Genomic DNA, 12,616 nt, shown 5'->3' on the forward strand with positions numbered 1-12,616 from the left:
AGCAAGGTCGTCGCTTTGGAGCTTCAGCGTCTCAATGGCTGACTTTTACGAGTTTTTCGCAGGGGCCGGCATGGCTCGAGCCGGCCTCGGCGAGGGCTGGACCTGTCGCTTCGCCAACGACTTTGATGGCAAGAAGGGGTTGACCTACCAAGCGAACTGGGGCGCGGGGGGCGAGCTTCACGTTGGTGACATTCGCAAGGTCGAGCCTCGCCAGCTTCCGGGGGAAGCGGACCTCATCTGGGGCTCGTTCCCTTGCCAGGATCTATCGCTTGCCGGCGTCGGAGCAGGTCTCAAAGGCGAGCGGTCAGGAACCTTTTATCCGTTTTGGGATATCGTTGACGCCCTCAAGGACGAAAATCGTGCGCCAAGGATCGTAGCGCTTGAGAACGTCTGCGGCACGCTGACGTCGCATAACGGCAGCGATTTCGCGGCCATTTGCGAGGCTTTCTCCACGAGCGGCTATCGTTACGGCGCGCTGGTGATCAATGCACAACTCTTTGTCCCGCAGTCTCGTCCGAGACTGTTCCTGATTGGCGTGCGGCCAGACGTTCTCATCGATCCCGACCTCCTAGCGTCAGGCCCGATCGGCCCCTTCCACACGCCGGCGCTCGAGCGAGCATTCGACCGCGTCGCCCCGGAGGTGCTTGAGCGCAGGGTTTGGTGGAACCTCCCGACCCCGCCACACCGCACGGAAACCTTTGCGGATATCATCGAGGATAATCCGACGGACGTGAAGTGGCACACGGCTACTGAGACCAAGGCGCTGGTCGGGATGATGTCTCGCGTGAATCTGGACAAGCTCACCGCCGCCAAGCGGGCCGGCCGGCGAATGGTTGGCGGCGTCTACAAACGCACACGCTTCGATGAGAACGGAAACAAGGTCCAGCGTGCCGAGGTTCGGTTCGACGATGTCGCCGGATGCCTTCGCACGCCGGCCGGGGGATCGAGCCGTCAGGTGATACTCGTCGTGGACGGCGAGAGCGTGCGCAGCCGCCTGATTTCGGCGCGGGAGACGGCGCGGCTCATGGGGCTAAAGGACAGCTACAAGCTGCCGGCCAACTACACCGAGGCCTATCATCTCACCGGCGACGGCGTCGCGGCGCCCGTCGTTCGACACCTGGCCGAGCACATCTTCGAGCCGCTGCTGGGCGTCGAGGCGATGGCGGCCGCAAAGCGCTCGGCGAGCGGCAAACGGCACGATATTCGGGCGAAACGTGGCTGACACCGGGCTGCTGTTCGGCCGTAATCCGGACGCCGTAAATTTTCCGCCCTTTGAAACGGAGGATTTGCGCGAGAACCTCGCGCGCCTGCTCGATACGGCGTTCGAACAAACAGGGGTTCCCGTCGGCAACTTTCGCTGGGGCGTGTACGCCTTCTTCGATTACGATGGCGAGCCGATCTATGTGGGACAGACCAACGAGCGTCTCCGCACCCGCGTTCGACGCCATCTGACCAATCAGCGGACAGACGCTGTTGCGATGTCGGTGCTCGACCCGTTCGAGGTCTTTGAGGTTGAGCTCTGGCCATTGCCGGCTTTCCAGGACGCCAACCGATCTGATGTCGAGGCGCGTCAACACCTCGACGCGCTGGAACGCCTAATCACCGAACAAGCGGTCGAAGCGTCGGAGTTCAAGGCGATCCTCAACGAGAAGGATCCGCCTCCTGGTCGATCCGCAGTTGAGCCGCCTTCTTCGGTCCGGGGACGAATCGTTTCGGACCGAGTCTTCGAACTCCGCTCGCACCCGGACTTTCGAATCGCACGGCGCGCACAGATTTTGGCGCGCCTTGCCCAAGTCATTTCAGAACGGAAGGTGCAGGGGGGGCTGCGGCGGGTCCTGTTGACGCAAGCCAAACGGCTGCAATGGCTGGCCGCTCGCCGCTATGACGCACTCGGCGGGCCGGCTTCGGTGCGATCAGAAAGCGAGAGCGAGGAGGAGGCGTGATCGATCTCCTTCTGAAGCGTATCCTCGGGACCCAGTTCGATCTCATGACCCACACAGGATGCAGGCGGATGGAGCCGGGTCGGCGGCAGTGACGAAAGCCCTACTCTTGGTTTCACTGAAATCGGTGCGATTGCTAGGCATGGCTTCGAGAGGCCGGCCTTTCGGATGAACCGACACTATGTCTGACTTGTAAGGCGTCGACAGCCAGATCCTGCTCGGAACGGGTTAGGTGCCAACCATTTTCACGGCCGAACGCTTGGAGCGTGAAGTTCCGCTTCAGGGCGGGAACCCAAGTTCTGCTCCTGGCGCTTCGCCGACTTGATCAGCTAGGCAGCGTGAACGTCCGCCATGGGTGGTTAGCGGACGTCAGCGACCCGCACGTGGCAGGGTTTCGCATATTCTAGCGAGGCGCTGCGACCTGTCCCCGGCGACCGCGCCACTCCTCAGCTAATGTGCATTCAATGACACGGTCGGAACTCGCCAACTGTGAAACAGAAGCATGGAACTGATCGCAAGTAATATTATCTACCTCTGGCTTCTCCGTTCGGGTGTTCACGTTCGCGATGATCTTGCTGTAATCGCCATTTCCGAGGAATCTTGACTTTACCTTCAGACCGGAAAATCGCGCTTCGCCGCTATGAGCTAGCCAGACATCGCGCGTGGGTCCCATTGTGACCCACGACCACCAATCTGGCGTCTCCCCTGCTTCCGCGGCCTTAAGCGGCAGGACGGAGACGAGAACACGGCTTTTGTTCAACGCCAGACGTTCCGTCGCTCCGGGGCTGATCTGAACGTCAAAGGTGAAATCAGGTAGGGGCTTCGGGGAGAGCGGGCTTGAGTTGTCCACGGCTCTTTGGAGGCCCCCGTTGTCCCCGCAGGAACTCAGACACATCAACAGAAACGCAAATCCAAATCTGCGAGAGGCTGTAGCGAAGCTATCCCACCGACGCTCGTCAGTCATATTGGGCCCCCTATGCCTTGACGATCATCCGAGACGGAACGACGGTTCCCTCGCAGTTGTCCTTGGCAAGCAGGCAACGTCAACTCGGCCAATCATGAGCAACTTGATTTCTGGCGCTGGCGACCCGCGACCCGCGCATTCAATGGTCACCAAGCGGACGCATGGAATGATCGCTCTGGGTCGAAAGCCGACAAACGGATAGGGCCGGAAGCGGAACTAGCTAATCACCTCGGCCTCGCCGATAGCTCGCCCCTCCCAAAGGAAGAACCGACCGGCATCGCGTATCACCTCTGCCGCTTCGTCGCCCGACAGGAAGACCAAGCCCACCCGTCGCCTATCACCTGGCCGCAGGGGCTCGTCGTGTAAGACTGGCCAAGCGTCCCACCCCACGAGTGGCTTTGTCAGGGACACCAAGCATGGGCATCCCCAGCCCGGGAGAGCTGGCGTTTTCCGACCGCCGTCTGCTGTCGCATACATGCGAACATCTGCGATCAGATGTGGCGTAGCGGTACGGAGAAGGTCGGCGCGCGTCATGGGGCACAGCTTGAGGTGCTCCCTGAACGTCCGCAATGGGTCGGGAGCGGACCTTCGACAATCGACCCGCTGAACGTCTGCTTTCGGGACTGATGCCAACGTCCGGTCATGGCGCTTTGCTGAAAGCGCTTGACGGAGCCTGATCGACAGTCTCGCGCAATTCGCAGAATGTCAGCCGCCGCGGCAGCACGGACGACAGTTGAATGAGCGACAAAGCCGAAGATCATCGCATCGACGTCGAGATTCATCGGCGAGGGGACGGATCCGATCCCTTCGCCGCCGCCGCTCGGGCGACCCGCATGCCGATGTTGATCACCGATCCTCGGCAACCGGACAATCCGATCATCTTCGTCAACGACGCCTTCGGTCGTCTGACCGGATACTCCCGTGAGGAGACCCTCGGACGCAACTGCCGCTTCCTTCAGGGCCCGGCGACCAATGTCGCCGATGTCGGCCGAATCCGGGACGCGGTGAACGCCCGGGTGCCGATCGAGATCGATCTGCTCAACTATCGCAAGGACGGTACGACGTTCTGGAACCGCGTGTTGATCTCTCCGGTCTTTGACAACGGCGAACTGACCTACTTCTTCGCCTCTCAGCTGGACATCACACGAGACCGGTTGGAACTGTCTCGGCTGTCAGACGACAGGAGTGCGCTGGAGGCGGACATAGAGCGCCGCCTCGCCGACCTCGCGGCCAGTGAGGAGAGGCTCCGATTTACGCTGCAAGCCGGAGGACTCGGAACCTGGACTTTGGATGTCGAAACCAACAGGCTGATGACCAGCGCTCTGTGCAAGGCCATTTACGGCAGAGGCCCGGCGGACAGCTTCACCATGGAGGACCTGAGAGCGGCGATCGTGTCGGATGACCTGCCGCGCTGGACCGACACGGTCGACCGGTCTTTGGCGACGGACGGTTCGATCAACCTGGAATATCGGATCCGAACGCCGGCTGGCGAGCTGCGGTGGGTCCACGTCCGCGGCGAAACCCGCTTCAACCCTCACGGGGAAGCTGTGAGTGTCACCGGCGTCGTGTCGGACACCACGGCCCAGAAGGAGGATGAGGCTCATCGGGCCATGTTGACCCAGGAGCTCAACCACCGCGTCAAGAACACCTTGGCCAGCGTCCAGTCCATCGTGGCTCAGACTCTCCGGCAGGGCGTCTCCGTCGGACAGGGTCGTGAAAACATCGAGCGACGCCTTCAGGCGCTCTCCGGCGCCCAGGAAATTCTCATGGGAGCTGAGTGGGGTCTGGTCGAGATGGACGCCATCGTTCGACGGGCGCTCGCACCGTTTGTAGAGGCCGGCCATGAGCGCATCACCATCAGAGGCCCAGCGCTGCCGTTGTCCCCGTCGGCCGCTCAGGCCATGTCTCTCTGTCTTCACGAGATGGCCACCAACGCCGCGAAATACGGCGCGCTTTCTAATGATCAAGGCTGCGTCCGGGTGCGCTGGTCTGTGGATGGGGATGCCGTCGATTTCAGCTGGAAAGAAGTCGACGGGCCGCCTGTCGTCCCACCCACCCGCAGAGGCTTCGGCTCCCAGTTGATCGAGCGGGCGCTTGTCCACACGATAGGCGGTCAGGCCAAGGTCGAATACGCCTCAGACGGCGTCTGCTTCACCCTGCGTACGACCCGCGATGCCTTAATCCGCGGAAGCTGAACGATTTGGTTCATTCGCCGTCGAATGAACCAAACTCTAAGGTCGGCGGGCTGTGGTCGTGCCGCTTGAGGCCGTGGGACATCACCCGAACCTGGAACCTCTGGCGCTGATGGTTTGAGAAGCCTTCCGGAAGAGCTGAACGGCATTCGCGACCCAGAGGGCGCCGCGGGCCCGGACGTCGATACGAATGTCCGCTTCCTGATTGCGCTCTAATGACCGCTGATGGCGCAGCACTGACCTAAGTCGCCGAAGGCATGTGGAAGTCCGCAATGGGTGGCTAGCGGCCCCTCGGTAGTCCATTGTCCAGGCCGCTGTTTATCCGAGGGCGCGGGCTCCTATGCTTCTCCGTATCGACAACAACCGCGTCATTTTCAGCGGCCGATCGTATCGCGATCCTCCAGGAGTCCGCGTTCTCGACCGGCATGGTCGCGAGACGCGTTTCGATCTCGGCGGGCGGTTCGCGAACTTCAGGCAGGCCCCGGAAGGAGCACTTCTACTTCGCCACGATACAGGCGTGGCCATCGTCGATCCCGGCTCGCACTTTACGATGCGCGAACTGAACGAGACCGAACTGACCGACGACCAAGCAAGTTGGTCCGTCAGCTTCTTCGATGTGCTGGTCGATACCCAAAGGGGTCGCTTCGCCCGTTTCGAACTCGATGACGCTGCCTTGTCTCATGACTCTGAGACAGGTCCGACCAATGCCCTTCTCATGCCGGATCGCCGTTCGCTTGCGATCACGATCCACAAAACTTCGCATGTCGCGATCTTCGACCCCGTAGCGCGGACCACGGAACTACTTCCCTTGGCAGCGGGTCGTGGCGGGGCGTCGAACGCCGTCGTTGTCGGGCACGATTTGTGGTTCACCTGCTACGACAGGTTCTGTTGTCTCGACCTGAGAACGGGAGCCTTTCGCACCTCGGAGGTGCTGCAACCTCAGTTCTATGACCCAGAACATCGGCTAAATACCTCAGGCTTTGTCGGCGTCCCGCGCTTCTCAAAATCCTTGTCGAACTGGTTGCTGCCTCGGCCCTATAGCGGAGACATCCTCGTCATGTCCGGCGAAAGCCTCATGCCGGTTTCACGCATCGCCACGGGCGGGAGACCTTACGACGCGGTGGAGTTCGATGACGGGTCCCTCTTGCTCCTGGACCACCCCTTCGACGTCGTCCGTTCCGCGCACGTCCGTGATGCGGTTTCGATTTAGGGACATCCGCTAACGGTGGTTACGGGCATTTGTGGCCCTTGGCTTCACCCGCTGCTGACTAGGAAGGATCGCTACATGCCGCCATCGAAGATGACCGCTCGCCGCGCGGCGTGGATTGGCCTGGCATGGGTCAATGGATCGGTTCTGATCGCTTACGGGCTGGGGTTTGCAATCGTCGGGTGGGTCTTCACCACGCAAAAGACTCTGCTCGACAAGCTAGGTCCCTGGTCTTTGCTACTGATCACTCTGGCGCTTGTCGCGCCTTGGCTCATCTGGTCGTGGCAGGTGACGCGGTGGCGTCTCTGGGCCTACCGACGAGTGCAGGATTTAGAAGCACTAAAGGGCGAAGCCATCGCTCTGTCCGTCATCTGGCCCAGCGGCCACCTGTTCGAGAAGACAGAGTTCCGAACTCGCATCCAAAAGCTTGAACTCCAGCGTCTTGAGCGTGCGAGGTTGGCTGATTGAGCGAGTGCGGTCTCCATCCGCAATGGGTCGGGCCGACGACCACCACACGGCAAAAAAACGGACCTATCGGGTTTGCGGCGCGCCGCTGATCTCGTAGCCCAACGGAAACCAGACCCCTCGGGTCAGGATATTTCCCATGTTTGGGCGGACGTGCCCTTGGTCGAGAGAGGATAGGTCATCAACGGGGTCAATCGACTCGATCCGGACATCCCCGAACGCGTCCTGCGCCAACGCGGCTGCGTCAGCGGGGTCGCGCGCGGTAATACCCGCTCCCAAGCCAAGTCCTTGGGCGGCGGCGGGCTCCAAGAATTTCAGCCAGTAGACCTTCATCCTGCCTCCTATTCACCCGTGGAGCCTAGCTGCGCGAACCCTACGCCGGCCAGATTTAATGTCCGCAACGGGTCGGTAGCTGACGGACCGCAATGGGTGGAAAGCGGACATTACGTCTTCGGTGGAAGCCGTCTTTTGGCTACGCCTATCATCCATTCCACTGTGTCGAGCGGAAGGCTATTTCCGAACGTGGATGCGGTCATGGAGCCGTCGATGTCAGAATAGAAGACTTCGCCAAGCGGCATCGCCTCCATAGAGCCGTCGTTCAGTTCGAGATACATCCCGTCTCGATCAGTCACGTCGCTCCCCATCACTAACTCGTAGCTGCCCTCGCCCGGTGCAGCAGGCTCAATCTCTGTCAGTGATGTAGAGGCGTAGCGCAGGACGTATGGCTTCTCCGGCGGTTTTCCATCTGGGATCGCGCTGCCGAAGAAGGCGACGTAGCAGTCGAAAACGCCAAGCTGATCGTCCAGCCAGCAATGGACGACAACACCGTCCTCCCAACTGTCGCCGGGATGATTGATGCGCCGAACGAGCGTGCCGGGTTTGAAATAGCGAGACATGGCTTCTTGTCGCCGATGGCCTGAATGTCCGCAACGGGTGGAAAGCGGACGTTCTTTCGGGAACGACCGCCCCGAAAGCGGACATCCACCCTTGCCGTCGGCCGGAGCCAGATGGAAGTCTCGACGATGACCGGCTGGTCGGCCAATGTCGCCCAGAGACCAACAGGGCATACAAGTGATAGCGCTCCTCGCCGCCATAGTGCTCGGACAAGAAGTCGCTCAGCCGCCGCCAAACTTGGCGTCCGATGTGATCTTTGCGCCGCTCGTCTGGGAAAGACCGCCTCGTCCGGAGTACCCCGGCGTCGCTGGATCGCAAGGGGTCCAATCAGGCTGGGCAGCGGTTCGCTGTCAGGTCGACGCTCAACGTCGACCCAACCACTGCGAAATTCTGGCTGAGTCGCAGCCGGACCTCGGTTTCGGCACGGCCGCCGCGAAAGGCATGGAGATCGGTATCTTGCGACCGGATTGGGCAGCCGGCCGCGATCGGGCGGACAGCTTCGAGCAGGTCGTGCGCTTCATGCTTGCGGAATGATTTGATTTTGCGAGCGCTATACACGTCCGAGGAAGGTCCGTTTTGGGTCGAAAGCGGACTTTAGGATCGTAGCAGCGCTAGCCCCGCCTCGGTCCAATGTCCGCCTCTAGCCGAACGCTGCACCAGCCCATGCTCAACCAATATTTCGACAGCATCTTCGCCGGCGCTCATGCACAGGTGATCTAGATCGCCGACCGGTGACCGGAGGTACTGGTCGCACATCAAGGCAAGCGAGCGAAGGAGGCGAGTTTCCGTCTCGGTCATTGGCCGATGATGCCTTTGGCTGGCGCAGGTCCGCAATGGGGCGGGAGCTGACGGTCGACTAGGCGCGGTAAGCTGACGTGGGGAGCAGGGCTTGCACCTGCGACTCCGGTTGTGACCGGTATGTTCGATTACACCATCCCCGCTCCAGTCTCGGAGAGCGAAGGCGTGGGGTCAACGTCCGCAATGGGTCGGAAAGCGAAGTTCACCTAAGGGTGGCGAGCGGACCTTAGGCCCTGCTCTCCGCAAGTGCGGTCTGCAACTTGCAAATCAGGTCCTCCACCTCGTGCTCGCCAAGATCAAGCGGATCACCGAAGGCACCCACGGCTATGACGCAGATCGCGGACCCGTCGTAATGGACGTTCAAGCGCTCATCTTCGAATAGCTTCTCGGCCAAAGCCACCTCCTTCTTTCGCGCCAGTCTCGCATGAAGGCGAAGGTCCGCAACGGGTCGAAAGCAGACGTCAGACCCTCGGACTTATGGGCGTCCGCTTTCGGGCTGATGATCAACGTCCGCTCCTGGCGCCTCCCAGAAGTTGGCTCTCGAAAAGCGCCGCCATCATAACCTACTGCCAGGCTGGGAGCGTCCAAGCCTCTAGGTCATCCCGAGTGTAAAGGACGGTGCCGCCCGCCCGGCGGAAGGCCGGTCCCGTGCCTTGGCTACGGTGTTTCTCAAGCGTCCTAGGCGAGATGCGCAGGAGCGCCGCGGCCTCAGGGGTCCGCAGGAAGTGGACGGTCTCTGACAGGTGATCGGACACGGGCTGGCGCTCCTGCAGCCACAATCTGCATCAACAGCAGGCGTCGCGAGACCGGCACCCGCCCCACCGCAAGATTCCGGGGTGGGAGCGCGCTGATCACTGCGACTGGCGATCCGCCGTGAGCCAGTTTGTCTGACAATGCCGGCGCAAAGCCTATCCTGCCCTTGTCAGTGTCGAGCGCGTTTAGCGACTTTGTTGGCTTCGACTACCGGGGGCGCCTATCTGTGAAGTGGCGGCGTCGTTTCGCCGCAAGGCCTGAAAAGGATGTCTACGTGGTCGAGGAAAGCATGACAGGTGAGCGTCCCGAGCCGCTGCTCGTGGCAATCCAGGACGGCAGCTATGGCGTGAGGGACGACGAATGGCCCCAAGCGCGCGAGGCTTTCCGGCGCGGCTTGGAAGCCGAGTTTGGAGTGCCGTTCGAGGAAGGGAACATTGGTCCCAGCGTAGATTTGCCCGCCTTCATTACCCTGTTGCAGACGCCCACGGTTCCGCTGTGGCAAGTGGCGCTCGCAGGCTTTTTCCTCGGCAAGCCCATCAAGGATAATTGGGAAGCTTGGCGGGACATGGCGCGCGCGATTCGGGCTTTCTTCTCCCGCCCTGCGTACCTGAACCGGCAAAGCGCAGCTCCGATCGCGATCAGCGCCGTTATGGATGAACTGGGCGGTCTGCCGCAGTCGATCCGACTGCTTGGCTACCAGACCCGCCACATTGGGGACGAAGAAGAGAGCGGCACTCCGCTCTCAGAGATCGGGAATGGGCCCGACACCATTTATCTCGGCTTCGTCAGACATGTTTTCGAGATAGAAGCCGATGGCTCGCGATTCCGTGTCACCATCGAAGGAAAGAGGACAACCGTTCATCCTGTCGAACAGGTTAGTGGTCGGCGGCCTCAGAGCTAAGGTCAGCGAGCCTGCGAACGCAAGCGTCTCTTACAATTCGATCAAGCATCCGAATGCGAGACGCCACCCAGTCCAACTCCTCGCTGCTGACTCGATAGTGGGGCGAGTACCGCGCTTTCACGTAAGCCGCCCGGAGGAGTTCGAACGCACGCTTCTCGAACTTTGTCTCCGCCGGCCACACCTCTCTCAGTCGTTCGTCAAGCTCGTCCGTCCGCTTCCGCAGGAAGATGAGGTTGTGTGACTTGGGAATGTAGAGTGTGAAGACCATCAGCAGGCAGTGATAGAGGCGCTCTGAGATCTGGTGCGCGGTGAAGGCTGCATCCTTTCGCCATCCCGGTGACGTGAGGCCCCGCTCCATTTCCATTGCAAGAGCTTCGAGTCGTCGTTCGACAAATTCGAACGCCTCTTCCGCGTAAGCCTCAGCTTCTGAAAGCGCGACCTCCGCCGACATCGGCTTCGGCTCAACCAGCTCGGCGCCCGGCGTATCCGACAGGACCACGCCATCGCGCATCACGTCGACCCAGAAGTACCGACCCAAGGCCAACTGCCGGTTCACGTCATCCAAGCTGTGCACGACGAAACTGACCGGCGTCCGCAAATGCTGACCCGACACCAACTCCGATAGCAAGCGACTTTCAGTTGGCGCCCAAAGGTCCCATGCATCCGTGAGGCGTTCGTCCGAAACCACCACCAAGAGGTCGAAGTCCGAGAAGTAGCGGCCAACTGGGTCTTCCACCCAGTCGCCGCGCGCGTACGATCCGAACAGGATTATCTTCAGGATCGAAGCGGAAACCAATTCCGGCGCCTTCTTCGTCGACAGGCTCTTTGCCAAGCCGTCCTTCAGAACCTCGACGACGAACGCGAGCTCAGCGCGCTTGGCCGCAGGCAGATGGTCCAGGCTCGTTTGCAACCCACTCTCTTTCTTACGCGCCACTCGCGCCTCTTCCCGCTCACCACGTCCGAACTGCCGTCCTCGCATCCACTATGCCCCTGTAACCGCTCCGCCGGATGCCGAGGCGCGAGTCTCTGCGACAACGCTCGCGAGAGCAAGACACGGCACCTTCGCCATGACGGCCCAAGCCGGACCGGCGGCGGCACGTCAGGGGTGAGCGCGGCGCGCTCATCGCTCAGCGACGGCGAAGCCGCCCTTGAAGTGACGCCGGCGGTCTGGCCCACTCTCACCCTAGGCGAGGCCCCGCCGCCGACCGCCCCAACTTCGACTCAGCTTCCGGTCTTCCCATGCCCGTTCTCTCGCGCCAGGCGCTTTACGACCTCGTCTGGAAGGAGCCGGTCCGTACGGTCGCAGCGTCGCTCGGCCTTTCGGATGTCGGTCTTAAAAAGCACTGCGTGGCCGCAAACATCCCGGTGCCCGATCGCGGCTACTGGGCCAAGCTCAACGCCGGAAAGCCTGTTGTGCGCGTCCGCCTCCCCCAGCGCGCTCCCGGAAAGGCGGAGTTCGTTCAGATCGGCGCTTCTGCCCGACACTGGCCTTACGATCCCGTAGCGGAACTGGCCGAGCCTCTCCCCGAGGCTCCGACGTTCGAGGAGCTCCTGGAAGATGTCCACGGGAGGATTATCAAACAGGTTGGCAAGGTCGCGCGCGTGCGAGACCTCTCGTCACCAACGGCTGTCGTACGCAAACTGATCGAGGCCGACGCGAAACGGCGCATCAAATACGAGGCCTCCAGCTTCGGTTGGGATCCTCCGATCTTCGACTCGCCTTTCGAGCAGCGCCGGCTGCGAGTGCTGGACGCCCTTGCCAGCGGCTTGTCGCGTCAGGGCGCGAAGATCGATGTAACAGGAAAGACGGGTCGCGATCTCCGTGTGAAAATTGGCGATCAATGGCTGGCGTTCAGCCTGGACCACCCGGCCGCCAAGCCGGACCGCTGGGGCGAACATCAGGTCCAAGGCGGTCCAGTCGGACCTCTGAAGTTCGAGCTGAAGCCGCGTTGGGACGAGGGTGTGCCGCGTCGGGTGTGGGCTGACGAAGATGGCAGGAAGCTTGAAGACCAACTGGCCGAGATCGTCGCCGCCGCCCTGCTGACCGGTGAAGCGGAATATCGCAACCTCGCGCGATCCCAACACGCTTGGGCGATCGAACGGCGCGCCCAGAACGAAGCCGAGATCGTCAAGCGGCGTATCGAGGCCGAGAAACAGGAACGCGAACGTCTGGAACGTGTGGCCCAAGAGCGAAGGGATCTGTTGTTCTCACAGGCGCACGCGTGGCGCACCGCCATGGATATAAGAGGCTTTGTAAGCGCCGTTCTGGAACAAAGTGCGTCGGATGGCTCCGGTTCATACAAGGATTGGAGCGATTGGGCTTTGGGCGAAGCCGACCGTTTGGACCCGGTTAAGCAGGGCGTGCTTCGCGTTCCCGAGGGGATTTTAACGCGTTAAAATTTAGCGCCGCTATTTATGACCAGAAAATCGATGTGAGGCATTTTCCTAACGCCAACTCGGTTTGCGATTAAATGAGCAAAGCGCGGTAGCGTCGGATTTTAC

Annotated in this window: 11 protein-coding genes and 1 tRNA gene; 7 read left to right on the forward strand and 5 right to left on the reverse strand. The window is 61.3% G+C overall.

Annotated elements, in window-relative coordinates:
• The first annotated feature begins 34 nt into the window (after positions 1-34).
• The 5 genes from AC07NB_RS06910 (at position 35) to AC07NB_RS06930 (ending at position 6,771) form a co-directional block, all read left to right on the forward strand.
• Positions 35-1,222 (forward strand): DNA cytosine methyltransferase, encoded by a 1,188-nt coding sequence (locus tag AC07NB_RS06910; protein WP_494571845.1) that lies wholly within the window; start codon positions 35-37, stop codon positions 1,220-1,222.
• On the forward strand, positions 1,215-1,943 hold the full coding sequence (locus AC07NB_RS06915) for a GIY-YIG nuclease family protein (RefSeq protein WP_494571846.1): 729 nt from the start codon (positions 1,215-1,217) through the stop codon (positions 1,941-1,943). The genes AC07NB_RS06910 and AC07NB_RS06915 overlap by 8 nt, the downstream gene beginning before the upstream one ends.
• Before the next feature lie 1,698 nt (positions 1,944-3,641).
• The gene (locus tag AC07NB_RS06920; RefSeq protein ID WP_494571847.1) at positions 3,642-5,099 is read left to right on the forward strand and encodes an HWE histidine kinase domain-containing protein; all 1,458 of its coding nucleotides are present in this window, start codon (positions 3,642-3,644) and stop codon (positions 5,097-5,099) included.
• 337 nt (positions 5,100-5,436) lie between these two features.
• Positions 5,437-6,306, forward strand: coding sequence for a hypothetical protein (locus tag AC07NB_RS06925; RefSeq protein ID WP_494571848.1), 870 nt, complete (start codon positions 5,437-5,439; stop codon positions 6,304-6,306).
• Positions 6,307-6,381: 75 nt separating this feature from the next.
• Complete coding sequence (locus AC07NB_RS06930; RefSeq protein WP_494571849.1) at positions 6,382-6,771, forward strand: hypothetical protein; 390 nt, start codon at positions 6,382-6,384, stop codon at positions 6,769-6,771.
• Between the two features lie 63 nt (positions 6,772-6,834).
• Here AC07NB_RS06930 and AC07NB_RS06935 read toward each other — a convergent pair whose 3' ends face one another.
• From AC07NB_RS06935 to AC07NB_RS06950, 4 genes are all read right to left on the reverse strand, one after another.
• On the reverse strand, positions 6,835-7,101 hold the full coding sequence (locus AC07NB_RS06935; protein WP_494571850.1) for a hypothetical protein: 267 nt from the start codon (positions 7,099-7,101) through the stop codon (positions 6,835-6,837).
• Positions 7,102-7,211: 110 nt separating this feature from the next.
• Complete coding sequence (locus tag AC07NB_RS06940) at positions 7,212-7,664, reverse strand: hypothetical protein (protein WP_494571851.1); 453 nt, start codon at positions 7,662-7,664, stop codon at positions 7,212-7,214.
• 872 nt (positions 7,665-8,536) lie between these two features.
• Positions 8,537-8,603 (reverse strand) — tRNA-OTHER (locus AC07NB_RS06945).
• A gap of 420 nt (positions 8,604-9,023) precedes the next feature.
• The gene (locus AC07NB_RS06950) at positions 9,024-9,215 is read right to left on the reverse strand and encodes a helix-turn-helix domain-containing protein (protein WP_494571852.1); all 192 of its coding nucleotides are present in this window, start codon (positions 9,213-9,215) and stop codon (positions 9,024-9,026) included.
• Positions 9,216-9,343: 128 nt separating this feature from the next.
• On the opposite strand from AC07NB_RS06950, the gene AC07NB_RS06955 reads away from it, so the two are divergent.
• On the forward strand, positions 9,344-10,114 hold the full coding sequence (locus AC07NB_RS06955; RefSeq protein WP_494571853.1) for a hypothetical protein: 771 nt from the start codon (positions 9,344-9,346) through the stop codon (positions 10,112-10,114).
• Here AC07NB_RS06955 and AC07NB_RS06960 read toward each other — a convergent pair.
• Positions 10,089-11,048 carry a nucleotidyltransferase domain-containing protein gene (locus AC07NB_RS06960; protein WP_494571854.1) on the reverse strand — a complete coding sequence of 320 codons (960 nt, stop codon included), beginning with the start codon at positions 11,046-11,048 and terminating at the stop codon, positions 10,089-10,091. The two genes, AC07NB_RS06955 and AC07NB_RS06960, sit on opposite strands and share 26 nt — an antisense overlap.
• A gap of 305 nt (positions 11,049-11,353) precedes the next feature.
• Between AC07NB_RS06960 and AC07NB_RS06965 the strand changes: the two genes are divergently transcribed.
• A complete protein-coding gene (locus AC07NB_RS06965; protein ID WP_494571855.1) occupies positions 11,354-12,511 on the forward strand; it encodes a hypothetical protein in 1,158 nt (385 codons plus the stop codon).
• The last annotated feature ends 105 nt before the right edge of the window (positions 12,512-12,616 follow it).

It is taken from the genome of Brevundimonas sp. GW821-FHT09G01, from assembly GCF_059416065.1.

What these genes read in the sequence shown, in the direction of transcription:
- AC07NB_RS06910 (WP_494571845.1), top strand. Translation starts at nt 35, where the DNA reads ATGGCTGACTTTTACGAGTTTTTCGCAGGGGCCGGCATGGCTCGAGCC.
- AC07NB_RS06920 (WP_494571847.1), top strand. Translation starts at nt 3,642, where the DNA reads ATGAGCGACAAAGCCGAAGATCATCGCATCGACGTCGAGATTCATCGG.
- AC07NB_RS06925 (WP_494571848.1), top strand. Translation starts at nt 5,437, where the DNA reads ATGCTTCTCCGTATCGACAACAACCGCGTCATTTTCAGCGGCCGATCG.
- AC07NB_RS06930 (WP_494571849.1), top strand. Translation starts at nt 6,382, where the DNA reads ATGCCGCCATCGAAGATGACCGCTCGCCGCGCGGCGTGGATTGGCCTG.
- AC07NB_RS06935 (WP_494571850.1), bottom strand. Translation starts at nt 7,101, where the DNA reads ATGAAGGTCTACTGGCTGAAATTCTTGGAGCCCGCCGCCGCCCAAGGA.
- AC07NB_RS06940 (WP_494571851.1), bottom strand. Translation starts at nt 7,664, where the DNA reads ATGTCTCGCTATTTCAAACCCGGCACGCTCGTTCGGCGCATCAATCAT.
- AC07NB_RS06965 (WP_494571855.1), top strand. Translation starts at nt 11,354, where the DNA reads ATGCCCGTTCTCTCGCGCCAGGCGCTTTACGACCTCGTCTGGAAGGAG.